Genomic DNA, 21,364 nt, shown 5'->3' on the forward strand with positions numbered 1-21,364 from the left:
TGTGATGGTCATCAAATAATGCGTCACAGGAGGGCAAAGCTCAACCCGAAAGATGTAAGGAATTAACTTAATGTTTACAACGTAACCTATTGTTGCCAAACATTTTGCAATACCTTTTGCCAGTTGCCCCACAGCAGCTTATTCAGCACAAATTGATCATAGCCGCTGTCACGCAACGCGCTGATTAGCCGCGGTAAACCACTCACATCGTGTAAGTCATCAGGCAACGTAATGCCGTCAAAATCGGAGCCCAGCGCGACATGATCGTCACCCATGATGTTAATAAGATAGTCGATATGGCGAACAATCGTACTCAGCGGGGTATCGCTATCGCGTTTACCGTCGGCGCGCAGAAACGCGTTGCCGAAATTGACGCCTGCCACGCCGCCGCTGTCGCGGATAGCCAGTAGCTGCCGATCGGTCAGATTGCGCGGTTGCGGGCACAGCGTATGGGCGTTGGAATGGGTGGCGACCAGCGGTGAAGAGGAATGACGAGCGGTATCCCAGAACGCTTTTTCATTCATATGCGAAACGTCAATCAGCATGTTCAGGGCGTTAGCGTGCTTAATGAGGGCGATACCCTCAGCGGTAAGCCCTGGGCCGCTGTCCGGGCTGCCGGGAAACGCCCCGTTAACGCCGGTGCCAAAACGGTTAGCAATGTTCCAGAAAGGCCCAATGCTGCGCACCCCGGCGGCATAAAAAGCCTGTAGATCGCCTCCCTCGCCGTCAAAACCGCCCGCGCCCTCAATATGCGCCACCATCGCCAGCACTTTATCCTGACGGCAGCGTTCGATATCCGCCGCGCTCAGGCACAATCGCGCCCGGCCATCGGAGTGGGCGACAAGCTGCTTAAGGATCGTCAGCTGCTGCCAGAGAATGTCGACCGGCTGCCACGGCTCGCTGGCGTATTGTGGCGCCATGCGGGCGATATACTCCTGCGGCGGCACGAACAGCGCGAACAGCCCGCCGGAAAATCCGCCTTGCTGCATGCGTGGATAATCGAGGTGTCCCTTCTCAATGCCGGAGAAGAAGGCCGTTACCGGATCCTGGCGATGGTGAAGCCATAAATTAAGCAACAGGTCATTGTGACCATCAAAAATCGCCATAGCGCATCCCACTGTCTTTTATTGCTGCGAAAGTTGCCTGGCACGATAACCGATTTGTCCGGTCCGGCAAGGGGAAAATTACAACTTAGCAGCAATTGTTAATATCACTTAACAGTGAGGAGATCCGCAAAGCGGGTGGTGTAGCGGGGTGAAAGCATTTCCCGTTTCATCTGCCACGGCTGCTGTATACCCTGTCCCGCGAAGTAAAGCGTGCCACGGCCATTTTCAGCATTCAGATGGTCTAATACATCCATTAACTTTTGGCTGTTTTTCCTGGGTGCGTTGTCGTCAAACAGATTAAGTTGCGCGACGCCCTGGCTATAAAAATCTCCCAGCATCACTCCGGCTTTCTGGTACCGATGGCCGTTCTTCCAGACCGCATCCAGACAACGAACTGATGCGCCGATAATATCCCGGCTATCCTGGGTTGGGGTGAGCAGTTTTACCGACGCGCTATTGCCATAATATGGCTCGTTAAGCGCGAAGGGCGAGGTTTTAACAAATACGGAGATAAAGCGGCAATGCTGATGCTCATTGCGAAGTTTTTCTGCTGCCCGGGCGGCATAACTACAGATGGCCTGGCGTACATCGTCATATTCGGTGAGGCGTTCGCCAAACGAGCGCGAACAGACGATTTCTTGCTTTACCGGGGCAAACTCTTCCAGTTCAAGACACGATTCGCCCCGTAATTCACGCACCGTTCTCTCCAGCACGACATTGAAATGTTTTCTTATGAACCGGATATCGGTGTCTGCCAGTTGCAGGACGGTCTTAATCCCCATCATCTCAAGCTTCTTCGCTATGCGACGTCCTACACCCCAAACGTCTTCGACGGGTAGCGCCGCCATCAGCTTTCTCTGACGATCCACATTGGATAAATCAACAACGCCTCCCGTCTGGCGCTGCCAGCGTTTCGCCGCATGATTTGCCAGTTTCGCCAGCGTCTTTGTGGGTGCGATGCCCACTCCGACGGTCAGATGGGTGCGTTGCAGTACGGTCGCTCTCATTTCATGCCCAAAATCGGAAAGATCGCGACAATTACGCACGCCGGTAAGATCGCAAAAGATCTCATCAATTGAGTATATTTCGCTACGAGGCGACATCTCTTCAAGCGTGTTCATTACCCGGTTGGACATATCCGCGTAAAGTTCATAATTACTGCTGAAACAAACCACGCCATGATGCCTGAAGAGATCTTTCTGTTTGAAGTACGGTTCACCCATTTTCACAAAGGGTTTGGCTTCAGCGGAGCGAGAGATGACGCACCCATCGTTATTGGACAACACGACCACCGGTCGTCCCTTCAGGTCCGGGCGAAAAACCGTTTCACAGGAAGCATAGAAAGCGTTCACATCACACAGTGCAAACATGGTCAGCTCGCAGATGTCGCGATACAGGTCACTACGCCGCGAGCCTTCGTGGGCGCGCTTATACGTTCATTCAGAACGTAAGGAACAGGGTCATTGAATAGGGGAAGGGCCACGCTCCGGCGTCGCTCTGATGGCGTGAAAAACTGCATGATGATCACCGTCAATCAATACTGTATTTATATACAGTATTGTATATCGATAGCAAAGATCAAGGGTAACAAGGCATCATGGCGTACGGGCGTAGAAGGGTAATTATCACGACCAGACTATTTGGGTATACTTCTTCACTTATAACTATGCATGTCAGGTAACGAAATATGCGGGAGAGCATTAACGTTCTTTTTGTGGTGCTGTCTTTTGTGGCACTGATTATGCTGATACGCTTTTTCGTCAGGCGTATTCGGCATCCAACGCGCATCGTTGCCGATAGCCGGGGAATGAAAAAAATCTCAACCCATCCTGTCTGGTTTGGCGGCTCGTCAGGTAAAACCTACTTTTATGATGAGCAGTATTTATACGAGGTTATAAAGAGCAGCACCCGTAAAATTGAGCTGGCGACTATCATAAAAATTAAACCAGGCTCGATAGTGATAAATAACAGGCGGATCTGGTCTGTGACTTATCTTGAGGGAACCCGTGAAAAACAGGTGCAATTTTATAATAATCTGACGGTGTTTAATCAAAACTTCGCTGCGTTTTTAGAGGCAGTAAAACGCGTGAACCCTGAGGCAGATATTAAAGCCTTGTCATTGTTCAACCTGTGACTGGAATACAACATATGTGGCTTTCTGACTGCCCATACGACAGGTATGGGCAGTGAAGCCGTCGAAATTACTTCTTCTTGTTCATCATCGCCTTGAGATCGGCAAAGGGGTTAAACGTGGCGACACCCACGTCTTTTTGCGCATCCTCACCCGCGACAACGGTGGTGCCATACTGATCCGCTTCGGTGTACTTTGAGTGTTCGTGATCGTGACAAAACAGGCACAACAGCTCCCAGTTACTGCCATCTTCCGGGTTATTGGTGTGATCGTGGTCGATATGGTGAACCGTGAGTTCACGAAGATTTGAATAAACAAACTCACGCGAGCAGCGTCCACAAACCCAGGGGTAGATTTTTAGCGCTTTTTCACGGTAGCCGCTTTCCAGCCGTGCGTAGTTTTTGGGGATCAGAGCCATTGCTGATGTTACCTGTTAAAAAGAGAATAGTTCACACTATATCCCATTATGAGATGTCAGGAGAATGCCTCCTCTGCGGGAAGGCAGCGTGCGATTTGCGTATTTCTGTCAGTTTATTTGAAGCATTCCGTTAAATAATCACCATTTATTCTCATCCGTTAATGCGTAGAGTAGGGATAACGCAATGCTTTATCAGGATACTCCACTATGAAAAAGATCGGATTTTTGTCGTTTGGTCACTGGACGCCGTCACCTCAGTCCGGCACGCGAACCGCGGCTGACACGCTGCTACAGTCCATCGATCTGGCGGTCGCCGCCGAAGAGCTGGGCGCGGACGGGGCTTATTTCCGTGTGCATCACTTTGCCCGCCAGCTCAGTTCGCCATTCCCCTTGCTGGCTGCAATAGGCGCGAAAACCAAACGCATCGAAATCGGGACGGGCGTGATCGACATGCGGTATGAAAATCCGCTGTATATGGCGGAAGATGCTGGCGCGGCAGATCTCATCTCCGGCGGGCGATTACAGCTTGGTATCAGCCGGGGTTCCCCGGAGCAGGTGATTGATGGCTGGCGTTATTTTGGTTACGTGCCGCAGGAAGGGGAAAACGAATCTGATATGGCGCGCCGCCACACTGAGGTACTGCTTGATGTATTACGCGGTGAAGGGTTTGCAAAGCCTAACCCACAGCCGATGTTCCCAAACCCGCCGGGATTATTGCGTCTGGAGCCGCATTCAGAAGGCTTACGCGATCGTATCTGGTGGGGGGCTGGCTCTAATGCAACGGCAGTATGGGCGGCAACACTGGGGATGAACCTGCAAAGCTCAACGCTGAAAGATGATGAAACCGGCGAGCCGTTCCATATTCAGCAGGCAAAACAGATCCGTGCCTACCGACAGGCCTGGGCTGAGGCAGGGCATACCCGTCAGCCACGCGTTTCGGTCAGCCGCAGTATTTTTGCCCTGATGGACGATCGCGACCGGATGTATTTCGGTTCAAGCCGCAATGAAAGCGACAGCGTGGGCTATCTGGATGAGAAAACGCGGGCCATTTTCGGACGCAGCTATGCCGCAGAGCCAGACAAGCTGATTGAACAGTTGAAAAAGGATGAAGCGATCGCGGAAGCGGATACGCTGTTACTTACCGTGCCGAATCAGCTGGGCGTGGAATACAACGCACATGTGATCGAGTCCATCCTGAAACATGTCGCACCGGAAATGGGATGGCGCGATCGCAATGCTTAATCTGGCCCTCTGGTATCGCCGGTTTGGTGAGCCTGAATCGGTACTGCAAGCGGAAACTACACCATTGTCGCCGCGACAGCCGGGAGAGATACGTGTGCGCATGCTTTTTTCCCCGGTGAACGCCTCCGATCTCATCCCCATCACCGGAGCATATCGCCATCGCACGCCGCTGCCTGCGATAGCCGGTTATGAAGGGGTCGGAATAGTGACCGAAACGCCCGCCGCTTATCCGGCGCTGCTGGGCAAGCGGGTCCTGCCGTTACGGGGGCAGGGAACCTGGCAGCGCTATGTCGACTGCCCGGCGGCGTATGCGGTTCCCGTCCCGGACGACGTCGACTCGCTACTTGCCGCGCGGGCGTATATCAACCCGCTTGCCGCACAGATGATGCTGGACCGCTATCCTCCGGTCGGGAAAACGGTGCTGCTCACCGCTGCCGGTTCTGACTGCGCCGTTCTGCTCGGGCAATGGGCACGCCAGGCGGGCGCAGAGGCGGTTTACGGGATCCATCGCTCGCCCGTGCACGCTCAACGTCTGGCTGAAATGGGGATCGTCCCGATTGCGCAACATGATACGACCGCCGTCAACGCTGCCGCCGCGCAAGCGGAGGTGGTGTACGACGCCACGGGCGGCAGTCTGGCGGAGACGATCCTGAGCGTGACGCCCGAAACCGGCACCTTTGTCTGCTACGGGCTACTCTCCGGGCAGACCTTCCGGCAGCAGCGGCCGTTGCCGCGCGTGGCGTGGTTTCACATTCGTAACTATCTGGACGCGCTGAGCGCTGAGGCGTGGCAGGCGGAGTTTCGGCGCATCTGGCCTAAACTGCGCGCCAGCCAGTGCAGCGATGTCACCCTCTACCCGCTGTCGGAATGGCAGCGGGCAGTGGGCAACTATCGCGAAGCGGGAAGAACGGGTAAGCCCATGCTGTCGATGGACAATTAATCGGCCTTATGGCTCATGTCGCTCAGCAGTACAGCGATACTTTGTCCACCGGCGGTCTGCTCCAGGCCAATTTTGACAATAATTGTCAGCGGAACGGAGAGCAGCATGCCGACAGGCCCGAGCAGCCAGCCCCAGAAAATCAGGGACAGGAATACAACAAGGGTTGAAAGCCCCAGCCCGCGTCCCATGATCCGTGGTTCGAGAATGTTCCCGAAGACAAGGTTAATCACCAGATAGCCTGCCAGCAGAATCAGGGCATCATACAAACCGCTGAAAACCAGCACCTGAAGGATAGGGGGGATCGCCGCCAGCACGGAGCCGATGTTAGGAATATAGTTGAGCGCAAAGGCCAGCAGCCCCCAGACAAAGGCAAAACGCACATCCAGCGCGGCGAGCATCCCCCAGACCACTAATCCCGTCACCAGGCTGATGGCCGTTTTCAGCACCAGATAGCGTGAAACGCTGTCGAGCGCGCGCTGAATGGCGCCCATTCCCTCTACCGGACGCACCATGATGTGCTGGAGCTTTGCAGGCAGCTGTGGAACTTCCAGCAGCATAAACACAACCGTCAGGAACAGCAGGAAAATCGAGGTCATGGCGTTGGAGAGTTGTGCCAGCAGGCTGGTGACAATCGTCATGGCGGCATTCGGATCGATATATTTAAGCAGTTCCTCAACCGAGACTTCGATACCCGCGCGTTGCAGCCAGGGTTCAATTTGCAGCAGCGGGGTCGCCAGGGAAGAGCGGTATGTCGGTAGCGTCCGCGCCAGCTCGTTCAGGGAGGTTCCCAGATAGGCGACTAACAGCACCATCGCAACGATAATAATACTGATAAGCAGGCTTATCGCCAGCACACGCGGGATGCGTAGCCGCACCATTCGCTGCACTAGCGGATTGAGGATCACCGCGATAAAAAGCGCCAGGATAAAAGGCACGATGATATCGGCCGCAAAACGAACGCCGGTCAGAATGATCACCAGCATGCCCAGCATGATGACGATCTTAAGCCCGTTGAGGGTGATAATAGGTTTGGCCATGGACGTTCCTGAACAGTTTTTTATTTATAATAGAGGGGAAAGCGGATTAAAAAAACTAACCAAAATCAAACAGACTGGGTAAAGAAATGAAAAGGCTTTGAGTAAATTCCTGGCTTATGATACAAATCAGGCGTGTTCAACTACCGAGGACAATTTTCATCCGCAAAGACGAGAAGCAACACCGCGGATAATTGTAATTTTATGGACAATTTGTTCAGGACGTATTTTTCAAACAACTCTGCTCTGTTTTCAACCTCCCTCTGCCTGCTTTCTGGTGAGCAACACTGGCGTTCCGCGCTATAGTCACGTCTTCTGCCTGAGCTGGCGCTATGCGCTTAGCTAACTGATTTAATTCCCAATTTTTTGGTTTGCTGTCCGCAGCGAGCCTCGATGGATTATATTCTCAAGCAGGAGAAAAAACATGTTTTACTGGATTTTATTAGCTCTGGCGATCGTCGCTGAAATTACCGGCACCTTGTCGATGAAATGGGCAAGCGTGAGTGAGGGCAGCACCGGTTTTATTTTGATGCTGGTCATGATTACGCTTTCCTATATTTTCCTCTCTTTTGCGGTTAAAAAAATCGCGCTGGGCGTGGCATACGCATTGTGGGAAGGTATTGGTATTTTATTGATTACGCTGTTTAGCGTCATGTTATTTGATGAAACCCTGACGACAATGAAAATTGCCGGGCTGACGACCCTGGTCGCAGGTATCGTGCTGATTAAATCGGGTACACGCAAACCGGCAAAACAGCAGAAGGAGCAGACCCATGCAGCAGTTTGAATGGATCCACGCGGCCTGGCTGGCTTTCGCCATCGTTCTGGAAATTATTGCCAACGTCTTTCTGAAGTTCTCCGACGGTTTTCGTCGTAAAGCCTACGGCCTGTTATCGATTGCCGCGGTTCTGGGGGCGTTTAGCGCCCTGTCACAGGCGGTGAAAGGCATCGATCTGTCCGTGGCCTATGCGCTGTGGGGGGGCTTCGGTATTGCCGCCACCCTGGCGGCAGGCTGGATTATGTTCGGGCAGCGTTTAAACAATAAAGGCTGGATAGGGCTGGTATTACTGCTCGCCGGTATGATCATGATTAAACTGGCCTGAGTGACCTACTGCTGCGCCAGGGCTTCCAGCCGGTCGCGAAAACCGGTCACCGACAACGCCCGGTTATCGGCGCGCCAGCGGTCTTTCGCCGCTGGCGCAGAACTCTGAACGCCAATCAGCTGCCAGCCGTTATCGGTTTTTAACATCAGGGGCGATCCGCTATCACCCGGTAGCGTATCGCACTGATGCGACAGTACGCTGTTTTGCGCCCAGCCCGTCACCACGCAGTCCGTATGGGTGTACAGCGAATCGAGGTGATCAACAGGGTAGCCTGACTGCGTCACTTTTCGATCGGCGGCTTTCAGGGCGGCGGTGAGCGCGGCTTTATCGCCATCAAAGAGCGGCAGCGGGGTGATCCCGGACGGCGGATAACGTAAAACGATCAGCCCGAAATCCCAGGAGGCCGCCCCGGGCGGCACAATCCAGCCATCGCCATCCGGTTTCAGGCGTTTGCCAAGCGACGGATCCACCCGCCCCTCAATACCGTGAATTTCGTAGCGCCATATTCCTTTTTGCGACACAAAGCGCAGGGCGATCGCTTTATCCGGTTTGCCTTCAGGCGGCATTAACAGGCAATGACCCGCCGTCAGCGCAAGGCGTGGCGTAATGAGGGTCGCGGTACATAAATTGCCGCTGGCGGTTTCCAGTTGCCCGATGGCATCCCAGGGCGATTCGGTAGGATCGGTGACACGCGTACGATCGTCATGACCAAAAAACAGCGTCTTTACCTCTTTGGCGCTAATGGCGTCATCGTCGCCATCATCCGCATGTGAAAAGCCAGCAAAAAGGCTAAACGTTCCCAGTAACAACACAACAGATTTACGCATATCACACTCTGGTGGGGGTAATTATGATTATTAAAAGTGAACCCTATGAAAATACTATAGACGCGACGGCGAGAAAGTGGGAGTAAAATCAGCGTGCTACATTCAGGAAAGATAAAAGTGGCTGGCGATGAGCGCGCATAAAATTAGCAGGATAAGAATGAACTCAAACCGATAGCGCCGCAGCATACGCCCTCCGGATAAAAAAACGGCGCTGACCGCAAACCCGTTCAGCGCCGGTTTACCAACGTGCCCCGAAGGGCACGGTTAAGCTTGCACTCTTACGCTGCTGGCTGTGCAGCAGGTTTAGCCGCTTCGTGTTTTGCTGCTTTTTTGTGATGCTTTTTAGCCGCCTGGGCTTTCTGCTCTACCGCAGGTTTTGCCGCTTTTTTATGGTGCTTTTTCGCGGCCTGCGCTTTCTGTTCTGCCGCTGGTTTAGCCGCTTTGTGATGTTTTTTATGGTGAACCGTTTTGGCCGGAGCAGCGGTGGATGCCGCAGGCGCTGCGGTGGCGGTAGTTTCAGCCGCGAATGCAGCGGAAGACAGACCCATAGCAGCGGCAACAACCAGAGCTAATACTTTTTTCATTTTCATACCCTCGAATTTGGTTTCTCATTTAACCCCACTGCGGGGCCGTTGAAATAACTATATCCCTGTAAATTCGGGGTTTCCGTGAGTGATTGGTATCGGCGTGTAACCATATGTACAACGCCAGGGTGGACCCCCGGCGCGTTCGGTTACAGGTAGCGGGACGTCAGGTGTTCGCGGAAGTAGCGGATATTCAGATCTTCACCCGTGGCCTGGGTGATGAGCTGCGACGTGCTGAAACGGCTGCCGTGCTGCCAGATATTCTGACGCAGCCAGTCAAACAGCGCCGAGAAATCGCCCCCGGCAATGGATGCCTGCAACCCGGGCAGCGCAGTTTTGGCGGCATGGAACAGCTGTGCCGCATACATTGCCCCCAGCGTGTAAGACGGGAAGTAGCCAAAACCGCCGTCGGTCCAGTGGATATCCTGCATACAGCCGTTGCGGTAGTTATCTTTGGTGGATAACCCAAGCCACGCCTGCATTTTCTCATCCCATAACGCGGGAATATCATCGACTTCAATTTCGCCATTGATTAGCGCGCGCTCGATCTCATAGCGCAGCACCACATGCGCCGGATAGCTCACTTCATCCGCATCAACGCGGATGTAGCCCGGCTTCACGCGCTGGTTCCAGGCAATAAAATTCTCTTCGCTGAATGCCGCCTGGCTACCGAAACGGGCATGAACCGCCGGAAGCAGATGCTTCAGGAAAGCGTCGCTGCGGCCCAGCTGCATTTCAAAGAACAAGCTCTGGGATTCATGGATCGCCGTAGAGCGCGCCAGCGCAACGGGCTGGCCGGCCCACGCTCGCGGAAGGTTTTGCTCGTAGCGGGCATGTCCGGTTTCGTGGATCACGCCGAAAAGCGCGCTGAGCAGTTCATCTTCATCGTAACGCGTGGTGATACGCACATCTTCCGGCACGCCGCCGCAGAACGGGTGGGCGCTAACGTCCAGACGACCGCCGTTAAAATCGAAGCCAAGCATTTTCATCGCTTCCAGGCCCAGCTCGCGCTGCGTGGCGGTCGGGAAGGGACCCTGTGGCGGAACGAACGATCGTTGAGCCTGTTTTTCCACAACCTTTGCCAGCAGCTCCGGCAGCCAGGACTTCAGATCGCCGAACAGCACATCCAGGCGAGCGCTGGTCATGTCGGGTTCAAAGATATCCAGCAGCGCGTCGTAAGGCGTGCAGCCTTTAGCCTCAGCGCGCAGGCGGGCCTCTTCACGACTGAGTTTCACCACCTCTTTCAGGTTGGCTGAAAAGCCCTGCCAGTCGTTGGCCGGACGCTGAGTGCGCCACGCGTGTTCACACCTGCTGCCCGCCAGCGATTTGGCCTCCACCAGCGATTCCGGCAGTAAAGTGGCCTGCTGGTAGTGGCGTGTCATTTCACGCAGGTTGGCTTGCTCAACGTCATTCAGATCTTCGTCTGCCGCCGCCGCCAGCCATTCACCCACTTTTTTATCGGTCAGGATCTGATGTTGCAGGACGCTCATCTCCGCCAGCGCTTCACCGCGCGCGGCGCTGCCGCCTGGCGGCATCATGGTGAACATGTCCCAGCTGGCGATGGAGGAGAGGTGCGAGAAGCGGGAGAGGCGCTGGAAGGTGCGGGTGAGTTGTTGATAGTTATTGTTTTTCATGAAGTCCTCGTGTCTGAATCAGCCGATGACAAAAATTAGCATCGGCTCGATTTAAACACGAAGAGGGCTGAATGTTAATGCAGTCGTTTATGCAGGCTCGCGCCCACCAGCAGTGCCGCGCACAACATCAGCGCGATAAATCCGCCCACGCCGTTCCAGCCGTAGTTATGCCAGAACACCCCGCCGAGCGTACCGGCTATGCTGGAACCGAGATAGTAACTGAACAGATACAGTGACGAAGCCTGACCTTTGGCGCGGCGCGCGCGTGGGCCAATCCAGCTGCTGGCAACGGAATGCGCGGCAAAGAAGCCCGCAGAGAAGAGCAGCATTCCGGCAAAAATCAGCCACAGGGAAGAGAAAAGCGTCATCAGCAGTCCGAACAGCATCACGGCGGTGGAAACCAGCATCACCGGACCTCGACCGAAGCGCGCGGTCATAGCGCCCGCTTTTGGCGAACTCCATGTCCCGGTGAGATATGCCACAGAGAGCAAACCCACCAATGCCTGGCTAAGATGCCACGGTGAAAGCATCAGACGATAGCCGATGTAATTAAACAGCGTCACGAACGAGCCCATCAGCAGGAAACCGGTCAGGAACAAACGGGGCAGCCCTTGATCGCGCCAGTGCAGACGAAAGTTGATAAATAACGTTTTCGGACGCAGGGAGGTCGGGCGGAAATGGCGCGATTCCGGCAGGATTTTCCAGAACATCAGCGCCGAAGCGAGGGCGAAGCAGCCGATAACGGCCAGCGCAATGCGCCAGTTAAAGAAATCAGTAAACACACCGCTGAGCAGGCGTCCGCTCATCCCGCCGATAGAGTTCCCGCTAATGTACAGCCCCATGGAGAAGGCCACGAAGCTCGGGTGGATCTCCTCGCTGAGATAGGTCATCCCGACCGCCGCCACGCCGCTCAGGGATAACCCAATCAGCGCGCGCATGACCAGAATGCCGTGCCAGCTGGTCATCATGGTGGACAGCAAGGTACACACGGAGGCCAGCATTAACGCCGTTACCATGACCTGCTTACGTCCGATGGCATCCGAAAGTGGCCCGGTGAACAGCAGACCGATCGCCAGCATCCCGGTTGAAATGGAGAGCGAAATACTGCTGCTGGCTGGCGACACGCCAAATTCATGCGACAGGACCGGCAGGATCGGCTGAACGCAGTAGAGCAGGGCAAAAGTGGCGAGACCCGCTGAGAAGAGCGCCAGCGTGACGCGCATAAACTGGGGGGTACCACGTTTAATAAACTGAACCGGCTGCGGTGCTGCGGGTAAATCATCAATGTCGCTGGCCGGCGCGATATCAACGGTCGTTGTACGGCTCACACATAATCCTTGCTTAAACATCCCCGTGGTTTCTGGTGACGGGTATGACCACAAGATTAGGGTAGGAAAATGTAAATATTCTGTCTAATATATTAATAATCTCAAATGATACTTTAAAAATATGAATATCGAGCTGCGCCATCTGCGCTATTTTGTCGCCGTCGCCGAAGAGCTGCATTTTGGTCGTGCGGCGGCAAGGCTGAATATCTCTCAGCCACCGCTAAGCCAGCAGATCCAGATCCTGGAGCAGCAGGTCGGGGCGCGTCTGCTGGCGCGAACCAACCGCAGCGTGAGCCTGACGGCGGCGGGAAAACAGTTTCTCGCCGATAGCCGGCAGATCCTGAGTATGGTGGAGGACGCCGCCGCCAGAGCGGAACGGCTTTATCTTGGGGAGACGGGGGAGCTGCGCATCGGGTTTACCTCATCGGCCCCCTTTATCAGCGCTGTTTCACAAACGCTATCCTCGTTTCGCCGTAACTTTCCGGATGTGCATATTCAGACGCGCGAAATAAATACCCGGGAGCAGATATCGCCGCTTAACGAAGGATCGCTCGACCTGGGGCTGATGCGTAACACGCAGTTGCCTGATACCCTGGCGTGGCAGGTGATCCTCCGCGAACCGCTGATGGCGATGATCCCCCGGGATCATCCGCTCGCCGCGCAGCACAGCGTCTCGCTGGCTGAACTTGCGAAAGAGCCGTTTGTCTTTTTTGACCCACAGGTGGGTACCGGGTTGTATGACGATATTCTTGGTCTGATGCGGCGATATGGCCTTGTCCCGACTATCGCGCAGGAGGTGGGGGAAGCCATGACGATCATTGGTCTCGTTGCCGCAGGGCTTGGCGTATCGATTCTCCCGGCCTCATTTAAACGGGTACAACTGGCGGAAATGCGCTGGGTGAAGATAGCCGAGCAGGATGCAGTCTCAGAGATGTGGCTGGTGTGGTCTAAACATCATGAACAGAGCCATGCGGCACAGCGTTTCAAAGAACAATTAATTACCGCTTCTCGCGGGCATTATTTATAGGGAAAAGTGGGCGAAAATGTGCAGTAAATCACATGGCTAAGTAAAAATTTGACGTCAGCCATTGAAGTGCTTCACCATAGCCCTCAGTTTATTTCGAAGCTCGAAAATAAGGGAGTACGAGGTGGTTGCTGATAGTCAGCCAGGGCATATCGATCAGATCAAGCAGACCAACGCGGGTGCCGTTTATCGCCTGATTGATCAGCTTGGTCCGGTTTCGCGTATCGATCTTTCGCGCCTGGCACAACTGGCACCCGCCAGTATTACCAAGATTGTCCGCGAAATGCTGGAAGCCCATCTGGTTCAGGAAACAGAAATTCAGGAGCCGGGCAGCCGTGGCCGTCCGGCGGTAGGGCTGGTGGTGGAAACGGAAGCCTGGCACTACCTGTCGCTGCGGATTAGCCGCGGGGAAATCTTCCTCGCGCTGCGCGACCTCAGCAGCAAGCTGGTGGTGGAGGACCGGCTGGAACTCCCGCTTAATGCAGAGCAACCACTTCTCGATGCCATTCTGACCCACATCGACCAGTTCTTTATTCGTCACCAGCAGCGTCTTGAACGTTTAACGGCGATTGCGATCACCCTGCCGGGAATTATTGATACCGAAAATGGCATTGTGCACCGCATGCCGTTTTATGAAAACGTCAAAGAGATGCCGCTGGGCGACGTGCTGGAAAACCACACCGGTGTGCCGGTCTACATTCAGCATGATATCAGCGCCTGGACGATGGCGGAGGCATTGTTTGGTGCCTCCCGGGGCGCGCGCGACGTAATTCAGGTGGTGATTGATCATAACGTTGGCGCAGGTGTGATCACCGACGGGCGTCTGTTGCATGCTGGCAGCAGTAGCCTGGTGGAGATCGGCCATACGCAGGTCGATCCGTACGGAAAACGCTGCTACTGCGGTAACCATGGCTGTCTGGAGACGATTGCCAGCGTCGAAAGCGTGCTGGAGCTGGCGCAGGTGCGGCTCAGCCAGTCGATGAGCTCCACGCTGCACGGTCAACCGTTAAGCGTCGAGGCACTGTGCGCTGCGGCAAGGCAGGGCGATCTGCTGGCGAAGGACATTATTACCGGCGTGGGCAATAATGTCGGGCGCATTCTGGCCATTATGGTGAACCTGTTTAACCCGCAAAAAATACTGATCGGCTCCCCGCTCAGCCAGGCTGCGGATATCCTCTTTCCGGCGATTTCCGCCTGCATCAATCAGCAGGCGCTTCCCGCGTACAGTAAAAACATCGTGGTCGAAAGTACGCAATTTTCCAACCAGGGTACGATGGCCGGCGCCGCGCTGGTAAAAGATGCGATGTACAACGGCTCGTTACTGATTCGTTTGCTACAGGGCTAACTCTTTTCCAGAGATGTACGAAAAATTGCGCTATCTCAAGCCGGGTAGCGCACGCATCCCGTAGACTTTCCCCACTGAATTATTTACCTGGTTTATATTTTGAAGCATACCCAAGAGGTGGAATGAGTCATGCTTAAGCGTTTCTTTATTACTGGTACGGATACGTCTGTCGGGAAGACAGTCGTATCCCGCGCGTTACTCCAGGCCCTGGCGGCAAGCGGTAAACGCGTTGCAGGATACAAGCCGGTTGCAAAAGGCAGTAAAGAGACGCCAGAAGGGCTGCGCAATAAGGATGCCCTGGTTCTGCAAAGCGTCTCGTCTCTGGAACTGCCTTATGATGCCGTTAATCCTATCGCCTTAAGCGAAGAGGAAAGCAGCGTCGCTCACAGTGGGCTTATCAACTACAGCCTGCTTTCTGATGGTCTGGCAAATCTGAGTGAAAAGGTTGACCACGTGGTCGTTGAAGGGACCGGCGGCTGGCGCAGCCTGATGAACGATTTACGTCCCCTTTCCGAATGGGTGGTGCAGGAGCAGTTGCCGGTGATTATGGTCGTGGGCATTCAGGAAGGGTGCATCAACCATGCCTTGCTGACGGCGCAGGCTATCGCTAATGACGGCCTGCCGCTGATTGGTTGGGTGGCGAACCGTATTAACCCGGGCCTTGCGCACTACGCTGAAATCATCGATGTGCTGAGCAAAAAGCTGCCTGGCCCGCTGGTGGGCGAACTGCCTTATCTGCCCCGCGCCGAGCAGCGCGAATTAGCGCACTACATCGATCTCTCGGCTTTCGGCGGTATGCTGGCCGTAGATCGAGTCGTGGCGTAGCGTTCTCGACAATACCGACGCCACAACACAGGCAACCAGCAAACCGGGAAGTAAAAAATACTGCCCGGTCATCTCACATACCATCAAGGCCGACATGATTGGCGCATGCGTTGTGGCGGCGAGCAGCGTCGCCATACCCGCCAGCCCGAGCAGGATCGCCGTCTCAGAGCCAGGAAACCACAGCGCAAAGATCTGCGCAAACAGCATTCCCGTTGCCATACCGACGAACAAGGTTGGCGTGAACACGCCTCCCGGCGCGCCGGACCCGCTGCTTGCCAGCACCGCCAGCAGTTTGCAAATAAAGACGCCAGCAATCACCGACAGCAGCGGCGGCGACTGCAAAAACGCCTGAACCACGCTATAGCCATTCCCCCATACCTTCGGCGTCAGCAGCGACAGCAGCCCTACGATCAGACCACCCAGCGCCAGCTGCCACGGCGGTGAAAGTTTGAGACGCAGAAACAGCCTGTGGCTGGCCGCCATCAGCCACATCAGCAGCGGGCCGCAAACGCCAGCCAGCAGACCCACGCCAACGATCAGGAAATAATCCACCGCCGTAAGCATCTCGCTGAGATGGACATCATATAGCGTATTCGCGCCGGGACTTAACAGGCGCGTGGTCAGCAGGGCCACTACAGCAGCAATCACCACCGGGCCGAGGGAGGCCAGCATCAGCGTGCCAAACAGGATCTCTGCGATAAACAGGCTGCCCGCCAGCGGCGCATGATAGGCGCTGGCCATCCCGGCGGCGGCACCGCAGGCGATCCACAGTTTCCATTCGGATTTCGGCGTACAACGTTGTGCAAAAAAGGAGGCGGCGAGGGCGGCAAGCAGGATCATGGCGCCTTCACGGCCGATGGCGCTGCCGCTGGCGACCACCAGCAACGACGCGAGGGATTTCACCAGGCTGGCGCCGTAATCAAACTGGCCGTCACCCGTCTCAAGCGCTTCCATATAATCGGTGGGGGCGTGGGGACGTTGTGCCGTCATGCGCTGCCATCCCCACAGTAGCATTCCCGCGGCCAGACCACCCAGCGCAGGCGTCAGCGCCCGCCGCCAGGGCGATAACGCGGCTGCGGCGTTCACCAGACTTCCGCTTTCGTTGCTGAGAAATAGCCACTCCAGCAGATACATGCTGTGGCGGAACACCGCAACGGCCAGCGCCGCCAGCACGCCGGTGACGGTAGCAATCAGGAGACGACGAAACATCGCTCGGATGTCGGGGTAAGCGTGAAGACGTTGCATGAAGTCGTGATTTAACGGGGACGATACAATATTGTGGCGGTAAATCGGGAGGTTAGCAAAAGGTATGCGTGCGGAAAAAGGCCGGGCAGTACCCGGCCTGAATGCTTAACTCTCGCTATGAATATTCAACGCCCGGCGCGTACGCCCTGAGCTCAAATACTCCGCAATATAATCCTGGGATATTTCGCCGTTATAGCGTCCGTCCTCGTCCACAATCGGCATCCAGCTGGTGTTGCTCTCATACAGGCGAGAAAGCACCACGCGCAGGTTATCCTCGGCCTTACCGGTCATGCGGAACGGATGCAGAATATCCCCGCAGCTGCCGCTGGCGTTACGCGCTTCGCGGCGCTTCACAAAGCCGAGCGGTTTGCCGTGCTCATCAACCACGGTAATGGCGCGAATATCGTTGTCATCCATGGTGGCGAAGGCCTCCGGCAACGGCGTCGATTCGCGTACCGTAATCGTCGGCTGCTGGTCGGTGACGTCGCCCGCCGATACCAGCAGCAGGCGTTTCAACGTCCGGTCCTGACCAACAAACGAGCCAACAAACTCATTCGCGGGTTTCGCCAGCAGCTCGTCCGGGCTGGCGCACTGCACGATACGTCCCTGACGGAAGACGGCAATACGGTCGCCCAGCTTCAGCGCTTCGTCAATATCGTGGCTCACCAGCATCACGGTCTTTTTCAGCTTGCGCTGCATCTCCAGGAACTGGTTCTGGATCACCTCACGGTTAATCGGGTCGACCGCGCCGAACGGTTCATCCATCAGCAGGACCGGAGGATCCGCTGCCAGCGCGCGGATGACGCCGATACGCTGCTGCTGACCGCCGGACATTTCGCGCGGATAGCGGTGAAGGAATTTATGCGGATCCATTGCCACCATATCCATCAGCTCTTCGGCACGGGATTTACAGCGCGCTTTATCCCAGCCCAGCATGCGCGGCACGACGGTAATGTTCTCTTCGATGGTCATGTTGGGGAACAGGCCAATTTGCTGGATCACGTAGCCAATGTTGCGACGCAGGGTCACGGTGTCCATTCCGCTGGTGTCTTCGCCGTTAATCAGGATCGTCCCGCTGCTTGGCGTAATGAGACGGTTGATCATCTTCAGGGTAGTGGTTTTCCCGCAGCCGGACGGGCCGAGCAGCACGCACATTTCCCCTTCAGGCACGTTCAGGTTGACGTTGTCGACGGCCTTAAACGTCTGGCCGTGTTTCTGTGAAAATTGTTTGGTGAGGTTTTCCAGTTTTATCATTATCGAATCCCCTTCGGAGTCAGTACCACCTGCAAACGGTGCAGCAACCAGTCGAGCACAATCGCTAAAAGACAAATCATCAGCGCGCCCGCAATCAACATACGAATATCACTCCCGCCAATACCGTTAAGCAGCAGCAGGCCCAGCCCGCCCGCGCCGATCACGGCGGCAATCGCCATGACGCCGATGTTCATCACCACGGCGGTGCGGATGCCGCCAAAAATCACCGGCAACGCCATCGGGATTTCCACCCAGCGCAGACGCTGCCAGAAGGTCATGCCGATGCCGCGTCCCGCTTCACGCAGGCCCGGCGGCAGGCTGTCGAGCGCCGTGTGGGTGTTACGCACAATCGGCAGCAGCGAATAGAGGAACACTGCCGTAATCGCGGGCAGGGCGCCAATGCCCTGACCGATCAGCGAAAAGAGCGGGATCATCAGGCCGAAAAGCGCAATTGACGGGATGGTGAGCACAATGGTGGCAATCCCCAGCACCGGCGTTGCCAGCCATTTATGGCGGACAATTAAAATGCCCAGCGGCACGCCAATAATAATCGCCAGGCCCACGGCGAGCGCCACCAGCCACAGGTGTTGCAGCGTCAGGGTTAAGAGATAGTCCCAGTTGTCGAGAATATAGTGAATCGTCTCCATAGCGCCTCCTACAGCAACTGTTTGCTACGCAGGAAATCACGGGCGACCTGCTGCGGTGACTGATGATCGATATCCACCTTCTTATTCAGTTCGGTGATAACGTCGTTATTGAGCTGGGCTGATAGGGTGTTCAGCGCCTCCTCCAGCCCCGGATTAGCCTCCAGCGTGTCTTTTCGAACAACTGGCGTCACGGCGTAACTCGGGAAGAAGCCTTTATCATCTTCCAGCACTTTAAGATCGAAGCCCTTTACGCGCCCGTCGGTGGTGTAGATCAACCCCGCATCGACAAACCCGTCGCGCACCGCGTTATAGACCAGACCCGGATCCATCTGGCGGATCTGCGGGCGGTCCAGCTCCATGTTGTAGGCCGCCTGCAACGGTTTCATCCCGTCGCTGCGCCCGGCAAATTCCAGGTCAAGGCCCAGCAGCCAGTTGTTATCCGGATCGGTTTTACGGATCTGCTCAATCTTTGCCACCATCTCAGACATGGTATTGATATGTTCAGCCTCGGCGCGCTTGCGCTGCATGGCAAAGGCATAGGTATTGTTCATATCGGCAGGTTTAAGCCACACCAGACCGTGCTTCGCATCGAGGCGTTTCACCGTCTCGTACGATTCCTGCGGCAACATGCGTTTGTTGATGTGGTTGAAGATGATCAGCGAGGTGCCGGTATACTCCCAGGTCATATCAATCTGCTTGTTGATCATCGCGTTACGGGAAATCACCGTTGCAATATTGGTCTGAGGCTGTACCTGAAACCCTTTCTTTTGCAGATACTGCACGGTCATGGCCGAGAGAATGTGCTGCTCGGTAAAGCTCTTGGTGGCCAGGATCAGCGGCGCGGCGAGCGCCTGGCTGGTGAAGAGCGCGGCGGCGCATAGCGCCGTCAGCCCGGAAAACAGTCTCATAGAAGCTCCTTGTTATAATTATCGCGCGAGATGCGGGCTCAGTAATCGGCCCAGTGCCGCCAGCAGCGTATCCAGAATCAGGGCGAACAGGGCGGTGGCCGCCGCGCCCAGGATCAGCGTCGGAAAATCATTCAGATAGATCCCAGGGAAAATCAGCTCGCCGTAGCTGCTGGCGCCAATCAGGAATGCCAGCGGTGCGGTACCGACGTTAATTGCAGTGGCAATGCGAATACCGGAAAGCATCACCGGCCACGCGTTAGGGATCTCAACCTGACGCAGGCGCTGCCATTTGGTCATGCCGATACCGTTTGCCGCTTCCAGCAACGACGCGGGAACAGAGCACAGCCCGGCATAGGTGTTACGCACAATCGGCAGCAGAGAGGCCAGAAAGAGGGCGATAATGGCCGGTTTATCACCGATGCCAATCACCACCATCGCCAGCGCCAGAACGGCCAGCGGCGGCAGGGTGTTGCCCACGTTAAAGATTTGCATCACATATTCGGCGATACCACGTGCGGCCGGACGGCTCAGCAGAATACCGCTTGGAATGCCCACCAGCAGGGCAAAGAACATGGATGAAAAGACCAGAATCAGGTGCTGTTGCCCGAGGTAAATCAGGTCAACCTGGCGCGCCTTAATCGTCTCCAGTCCAATTCCCCAGGTGAGGAGAGCGAGAACCACGATAATCGCGCCGACAAAAAGCAGCGAACGTTTAAGTAATGGGTGCATTGCGGTGTGTCTCCCTGTGCGCATGCGTTATAGCAACCACCGGTTGCCTGTTGTTATGCCATGTTTCGGCAGGGGTACTTCACCTATAGCAAGCGAAACGGAAGGGTTCCAGCGAAGGGGGTAAATCAGTAACCCTATGAAATTAGTGACAACCTGAGTGAAGCCTTATGGCATAAGGGCTGTCAGTGGGCAGGCAGAATAGTCTTAAAGAAGCACGCCTTACGTGACAACGTCACATAAAGCGTGCTGATTATACTTGTCGACTGAGCGCGGCGCGCACCTTGCGTACGCGCCACGAGATGCGGACGATAGAGAAGGCGGCGACGATTACCAGCAACAGGCCCAGCGCCAGCATCGCGTGGAATCCAAACTCTCTGAACAGGATCAGCCCCGCGATCCCGCCGCTGATAAAGGAGAAAAGGGTAGTTAAATGGGTTTTGAGCTGACTCTTTTGCGCGGCCGTATCTTTGGAGTAATCCCGGCGCAGCATGGCGACCATAACGGAGGCCAGCGAAATGCCCGCATCGGTCAGCGTGCCGGTGATGTGCGTGGATCTCACCCGACCGCCGGATAGTTGAGTGGAGGTGGAATTATGAATTCCCATCAACCCGCACAGGAAAATAATAATCTCCTGATTCGTGGCGAAGGAGTGAAAATACATTTCGTACAGGGATACCCCGGCCAGTAATAGCCCTTCAACAAACAGAACCTGGCTGAATACCAGCCTGACGTTATGGATAATCCCCCAGATAACAATAATCCGCGCAGCGATGGCGCCTGAGACAAACGAAAGAATAATAGCGCCAAAGAAAAGAATATCGCTGAGATCGGTGGAGGAAACTTCGCTGGATAGCTGCGAGGTATTGCCCGTCATATGCGAGGGAAAAAAACCGAACGCGCCCAGCGCAATGGCATTCAGCAGTCCCGCGGAGGTCGCCAGCCAGAGGGCAAGACGACGATCCTCCTGATGCGTTCGTTCTTTCTTTAATTTAATCAGCAAAGAATACCTCCGGTTTGAGCTTTGCCTGAACGCTCAAGCT

At 55.4% G+C, this 21,364-nt stretch carries 23 protein-coding genes; 8 read left to right on the forward strand and 15 right to left on the reverse strand.

Translation table 11 applies throughout. The annotated features are described in order from the left end of the window. Positions 1-86: 86 nt before the first annotated feature. Positions 87-1,106 carry a dipeptidase gene (locus ACJTMZ_RS00185; protein WP_047365582.1) on the reverse strand — a complete coding sequence of 340 codons (1,020 nt, stop codon included), beginning with the start codon at positions 1,104-1,106 and terminating at the stop codon, positions 87-89. Between the two features lie 104 nt (positions 1,107-1,210). Beyond that, on the reverse strand, positions 1,211-2,476 hold the full coding sequence (locus ACJTMZ_RS00190; protein WP_023303648.1) for a Y-family DNA polymerase: 1,266 nt from the start codon (positions 2,474-2,476) through the stop codon (positions 1,211-1,213). Positions 2,477-2,793: 317 nt separating this feature from the next. Between ACJTMZ_RS00190 and ACJTMZ_RS00195 the strand changes: the two genes are divergently transcribed. Next, the gene (locus ACJTMZ_RS00195) at positions 2,794-3,240 is read left to right on the forward strand and encodes a hypothetical protein (RefSeq protein ID WP_047365581.1); all 447 of its coding nucleotides are present in this window, start codon (positions 2,794-2,796) and stop codon (positions 3,238-3,240) included. A gap of 67 nt (positions 3,241-3,307) precedes the next feature. Here the strand turns inward: ACJTMZ_RS00195 and yajD are convergent, their stop codons facing one another. Beyond that, positions 3,308-3,655, reverse strand: coding sequence for an HNH nuclease YajD (gene yajD, locus ACJTMZ_RS00200; RefSeq protein ID WP_006808895.1), 348 nt, complete (start codon positions 3,653-3,655; stop codon positions 3,308-3,310). Between the two features lie 207 nt (positions 3,656-3,862). On the opposite strand from yajD, the gene ACJTMZ_RS00205 reads away from it, so the two are divergent. After that, a complete protein-coding gene (locus ACJTMZ_RS00205; protein WP_017384559.1) occupies positions 3,863-4,897 on the forward strand; it encodes an LLM class flavin-dependent oxidoreductase in 1,035 nt (344 codons plus the stop codon). Further along, positions 4,890-5,837 (forward strand): zinc-dependent alcohol dehydrogenase family protein, encoded by a 948-nt coding sequence (locus tag ACJTMZ_RS00210; RefSeq protein ID WP_252010571.1) that lies wholly within the window; start codon positions 4,890-4,892, stop codon positions 5,835-5,837. Before ACJTMZ_RS00205 ends, ACJTMZ_RS00210 begins: the two co-directional genes overlap by 8 nt. On the opposite strand, the gene ACJTMZ_RS00215 is transcribed toward ACJTMZ_RS00210, so the two are convergent. Beyond that, the gene (locus ACJTMZ_RS00215) at positions 5,834-6,874 is read right to left on the reverse strand and encodes an AI-2E family transporter (RefSeq protein WP_003857467.1); all 1,041 of its coding nucleotides are present in this window, start codon (positions 6,872-6,874) and stop codon (positions 5,834-5,836) included. The genes ACJTMZ_RS00210 and ACJTMZ_RS00215 overlap by 4 nt on opposite strands. A gap of 421 nt (positions 6,875-7,295) precedes the next feature. On the opposite strand from ACJTMZ_RS00215, the gene mdtJ reads away from it, so the two are divergent. Together mdtJ and mdtI are read left to right on the forward strand one after the other, a co-directional pair. Next, a complete protein-coding gene (mdtJ, locus tag ACJTMZ_RS00220; RefSeq protein WP_017384557.1) occupies positions 7,296-7,658 on the forward strand; it encodes a multidrug/spermidine efflux SMR transporter subunit MdtJ in 363 nt (120 codons plus the stop codon). Further along, complete coding sequence (gene mdtI / locus ACJTMZ_RS00225; RefSeq protein ID WP_003857463.1) at positions 7,645-7,974, forward strand: multidrug/spermidine efflux SMR transporter subunit MdtI; 330 nt, start codon at positions 7,645-7,647, stop codon at positions 7,972-7,974. The genes mdtJ and mdtI overlap by 14 nt, the downstream gene beginning before the upstream one ends. A 5-nt stretch (positions 7,975-7,979) precedes the next feature. Here the strand turns inward: mdtI and ACJTMZ_RS00230 are convergent, their stop codons facing one another. The 5 genes from ACJTMZ_RS00230 to ACJTMZ_RS00250 all read right to left on the reverse strand — a co-directional run bounded on the left by ACJTMZ_RS00230 (position 7,980) and on the right by ACJTMZ_RS00250 (position 12,347). Beyond that, the gene (locus ACJTMZ_RS00230; protein WP_003857461.1) at positions 7,980-8,801 is read right to left on the reverse strand and encodes a serine protease; all 822 of its coding nucleotides are present in this window, start codon (positions 8,799-8,801) and stop codon (positions 7,980-7,982) included. A gap of 102 nt (positions 8,802-8,903) precedes the next feature. Continuing rightward, positions 8,904-8,987: a hypothetical protein gene (locus tag ACJTMZ_RS00235; protein ID WP_057979992.1), complete on the reverse strand. Its 84-nt coding sequence runs from the start codon at positions 8,985-8,987 to the stop codon at positions 8,904-8,906. A 92-nt stretch (positions 8,988-9,079) separates the two neighbouring features. Next, positions 9,080-9,385, reverse strand: coding sequence for an acid resistance repetitive basic protein Asr (gene asr, locus ACJTMZ_RS00240; protein ID WP_003857459.1), 306 nt, complete (start codon positions 9,383-9,385; stop codon positions 9,080-9,082). A gap of 149 nt (positions 9,386-9,534) precedes the next feature. After that, positions 9,535-11,019 (reverse strand): carboxypeptidase M32, encoded by a 1,485-nt coding sequence (locus tag ACJTMZ_RS00245; RefSeq protein WP_015570631.1) that lies wholly within the window; start codon positions 11,017-11,019, stop codon positions 9,535-9,537. 74 nt (positions 11,020-11,093) lie between these two features. Continuing rightward, positions 11,094-12,347, reverse strand: a complete 1,254-nt coding sequence (locus ACJTMZ_RS00250; protein WP_017384556.1) for an MFS transporter — start codon at positions 12,345-12,347, stop codon at positions 11,094-11,096. Positions 12,348-12,468: 121 nt separating this feature from the next. On the opposite strand from ACJTMZ_RS00250, the gene ACJTMZ_RS00255 reads away from it, so the two are divergent. From ACJTMZ_RS00255 to bioD, 3 genes are all read left to right on the forward strand, one after another. Next, positions 12,469-13,374: a LysR family transcriptional regulator gene (locus tag ACJTMZ_RS00255; protein ID WP_015570629.1), complete on the forward strand. Its 906-nt coding sequence runs from the start codon at positions 12,469-12,471 to the stop codon at positions 13,372-13,374. A gap of 121 nt (positions 13,375-13,495) precedes the next feature. Continuing rightward, positions 13,496-14,716: a sugar metabolism global transcriptional regulator Mlc gene (gene mlc, locus ACJTMZ_RS00260; RefSeq protein WP_003857451.1), complete on the forward strand. Its 1,221-nt coding sequence runs from the start codon at positions 13,496-13,498 to the stop codon at positions 14,714-14,716. 129 nt (positions 14,717-14,845) lie between these two features. Next, positions 14,846-15,541, forward strand: coding sequence for a dethiobiotin synthase (bioD, locus tag ACJTMZ_RS00265; protein WP_015570628.1), 696 nt, complete (start codon positions 14,846-14,848; stop codon positions 15,539-15,541). Here the strand turns inward: bioD and clcB are convergent. From clcB to ACJTMZ_RS00295, 6 genes are all read right to left on the reverse strand, one after another. Further along, positions 15,476-16,786, reverse strand: coding sequence for a voltage-gated ClC-type chloride channel ClcB (gene clcB / locus ACJTMZ_RS00270; RefSeq protein ID WP_023296525.1), 1,311 nt, complete (start codon positions 16,784-16,786; stop codon positions 15,476-15,478). The genes bioD and clcB overlap by 66 nt on opposite strands. Positions 16,787-16,891: 105 nt before the next feature. Continuing rightward, positions 16,892-18,040 carry an osmoprotectant ABC transporter ATP-binding protein OsmV gene (gene osmV, locus ACJTMZ_RS00275; protein ID WP_003857446.1) on the reverse strand — a complete coding sequence of 383 codons (1,149 nt, stop codon included), beginning with the start codon at positions 18,038-18,040 and terminating at the stop codon, positions 16,892-16,894. Then, positions 18,040-18,687 carry an osmoprotectant ABC transporter permease OsmW gene (gene osmW, locus ACJTMZ_RS00280; protein WP_006808875.1) on the reverse strand — a complete coding sequence of 216 codons (648 nt, stop codon included), beginning with the start codon at positions 18,685-18,687 and terminating at the stop codon, positions 18,040-18,042. The genes osmV and osmW overlap by 1 nt, the downstream gene beginning before the upstream one ends. Positions 18,688-18,695: 8 nt before the next feature. Next, positions 18,696-19,595, reverse strand: coding sequence for an osmoprotectant ABC transporter substrate-binding protein OsmX (gene osmX, locus ACJTMZ_RS00285; RefSeq protein ID WP_047365579.1), 900 nt, complete (start codon positions 19,593-19,595; stop codon positions 18,696-18,698). Positions 19,596-19,613: 18 nt separating this feature from the next. Further along, positions 19,614-20,324 (reverse strand): osmoprotectant ABC transporter permease OsmY, encoded by a 711-nt coding sequence (gene osmY / locus ACJTMZ_RS00290; RefSeq protein WP_003857442.1) that lies wholly within the window; start codon positions 20,322-20,324, stop codon positions 19,614-19,616. Between the two features lie 250 nt (positions 20,325-20,574). Further along, the gene (locus ACJTMZ_RS00295; protein WP_017384553.1) at positions 20,575-21,324 is read right to left on the reverse strand and encodes a YoaK family protein; all 750 of its coding nucleotides are present in this window, start codon (positions 21,322-21,324) and stop codon (positions 20,575-20,577) included. Positions 21,325-21,364: the final 40 nt, after the last annotated feature.

This window comes from Enterobacter sp. DN (assembly GCF_046054285.1).
GTDB lineage: Bacteria > Pseudomonadota > Gammaproteobacteria > Enterobacterales > Enterobacteriaceae > Enterobacter > Enterobacter hormaechei_C.

What these genes read in the sequence shown, in the direction of transcription:
- osmY (WP_003857442.1), bottom strand. Translation starts at nt 20,324, where the DNA reads ATGCACCCATTACTTAAACGTTCGCTGCTTTTTGTCGGCGCGATTATC.
- osmW (WP_006808875.1), bottom strand. Translation starts at nt 18,687, where the DNA reads ATGGAGACGATTCACTATATTCTCGACAACTGGGACTATCTCTTAACC.
- asr (WP_003857459.1), bottom strand. Translation starts at nt 9,385, where the DNA reads ATGAAAAAAGTATTAGCTCTGGTTGTTGCCGCTGCTATGGGTCTGTCT.
- osmV (WP_003857446.1), bottom strand. Translation starts at nt 18,040, where the DNA reads ATGATAAAACTGGAAAACCTCACCAAACAATTTTCACAGAAACACGGC.
- ACJTMZ_RS00190 (WP_023303648.1), bottom strand. Translation starts at nt 2,476, where the DNA reads ATGTTTGCACTGTGTGATGTGAACGCTTTCTATGCTTCCTGTGAAACG.
- mdtJ (WP_017384557.1), top strand. Translation starts at nt 7,296, where the DNA reads ATGTTTTACTGGATTTTATTAGCTCTGGCGATCGTCGCTGAAATTACC.
- ACJTMZ_RS00185 (WP_047365582.1), bottom strand. Translation starts at nt 1,106, where the DNA reads ATGGCGATTTTTGATGGTCACAATGACCTGTTGCTTAATTTATGGCTT.
- ACJTMZ_RS00235 (WP_057979992.1), bottom strand. Translation starts at nt 8,987, where the DNA reads ATGCTGCGGCGCTATCGGTTTGAGTTCATTCTTATCCTGCTAATTTTA.
- ACJTMZ_RS00210 (WP_252010571.1), top strand. Translation starts at nt 4,890, where the DNA reads ATGCTTAATCTGGCCCTCTGGTATCGCCGGTTTGGTGAGCCTGAATCG.
- ACJTMZ_RS00195 (WP_047365581.1), top strand. Translation starts at nt 2,794, where the DNA reads ATGCGGGAGAGCATTAACGTTCTTTTTGTGGTGCTGTCTTTTGTGGCA.
- ACJTMZ_RS00230 (WP_003857461.1), bottom strand. Translation starts at nt 8,801, where the DNA reads ATGCGTAAATCTGTTGTGTTGTTACTGGGAACGTTTAGCCTTTTTGCT.
- osmX (WP_047365579.1), bottom strand. Translation starts at nt 19,595, where the DNA reads ATGAGACTGTTTTCCGGGCTGACGGCGCTATGCGCCGCCGCGCTCTTC.
- ACJTMZ_RS00215 (WP_003857467.1), bottom strand. Translation starts at nt 6,874, where the DNA reads ATGGCCAAACCTATTATCACCCTCAACGGGCTTAAGATCGTCATCATG.
- ACJTMZ_RS00255 (WP_015570629.1), top strand. Translation starts at nt 12,469, where the DNA reads ATGAATATCGAGCTGCGCCATCTGCGCTATTTTGTCGCCGTCGCCGAA.
- yajD (WP_006808895.1), bottom strand. Translation starts at nt 3,655, where the DNA reads ATGGCTCTGATCCCCAAAAACTACGCACGGCTGGAAAGCGGCTACCGT.
- bioD (WP_015570628.1), top strand. Translation starts at nt 14,846, where the DNA reads ATGCTTAAGCGTTTCTTTATTACTGGTACGGATACGTCTGTCGGGAAG.
- mdtI (WP_003857463.1), top strand. Translation starts at nt 7,645, where the DNA reads ATGCAGCAGTTTGAATGGATCCACGCGGCCTGGCTGGCTTTCGCCATC.
- clcB (WP_023296525.1), bottom strand. Translation starts at nt 16,786, where the DNA reads ATGCAACGTCTTCACGCTTACCCCGACATCCGAGCGATGTTTCGTCGT.
- ACJTMZ_RS00205 (WP_017384559.1), top strand. Translation starts at nt 3,863, where the DNA reads ATGAAAAAGATCGGATTTTTGTCGTTTGGTCACTGGACGCCGTCACCT.
- ACJTMZ_RS00245 (WP_015570631.1), bottom strand. Translation starts at nt 11,019, where the DNA reads ATGAAAAACAATAACTATCAACAACTCACCCGCACCTTCCAGCGCCTC.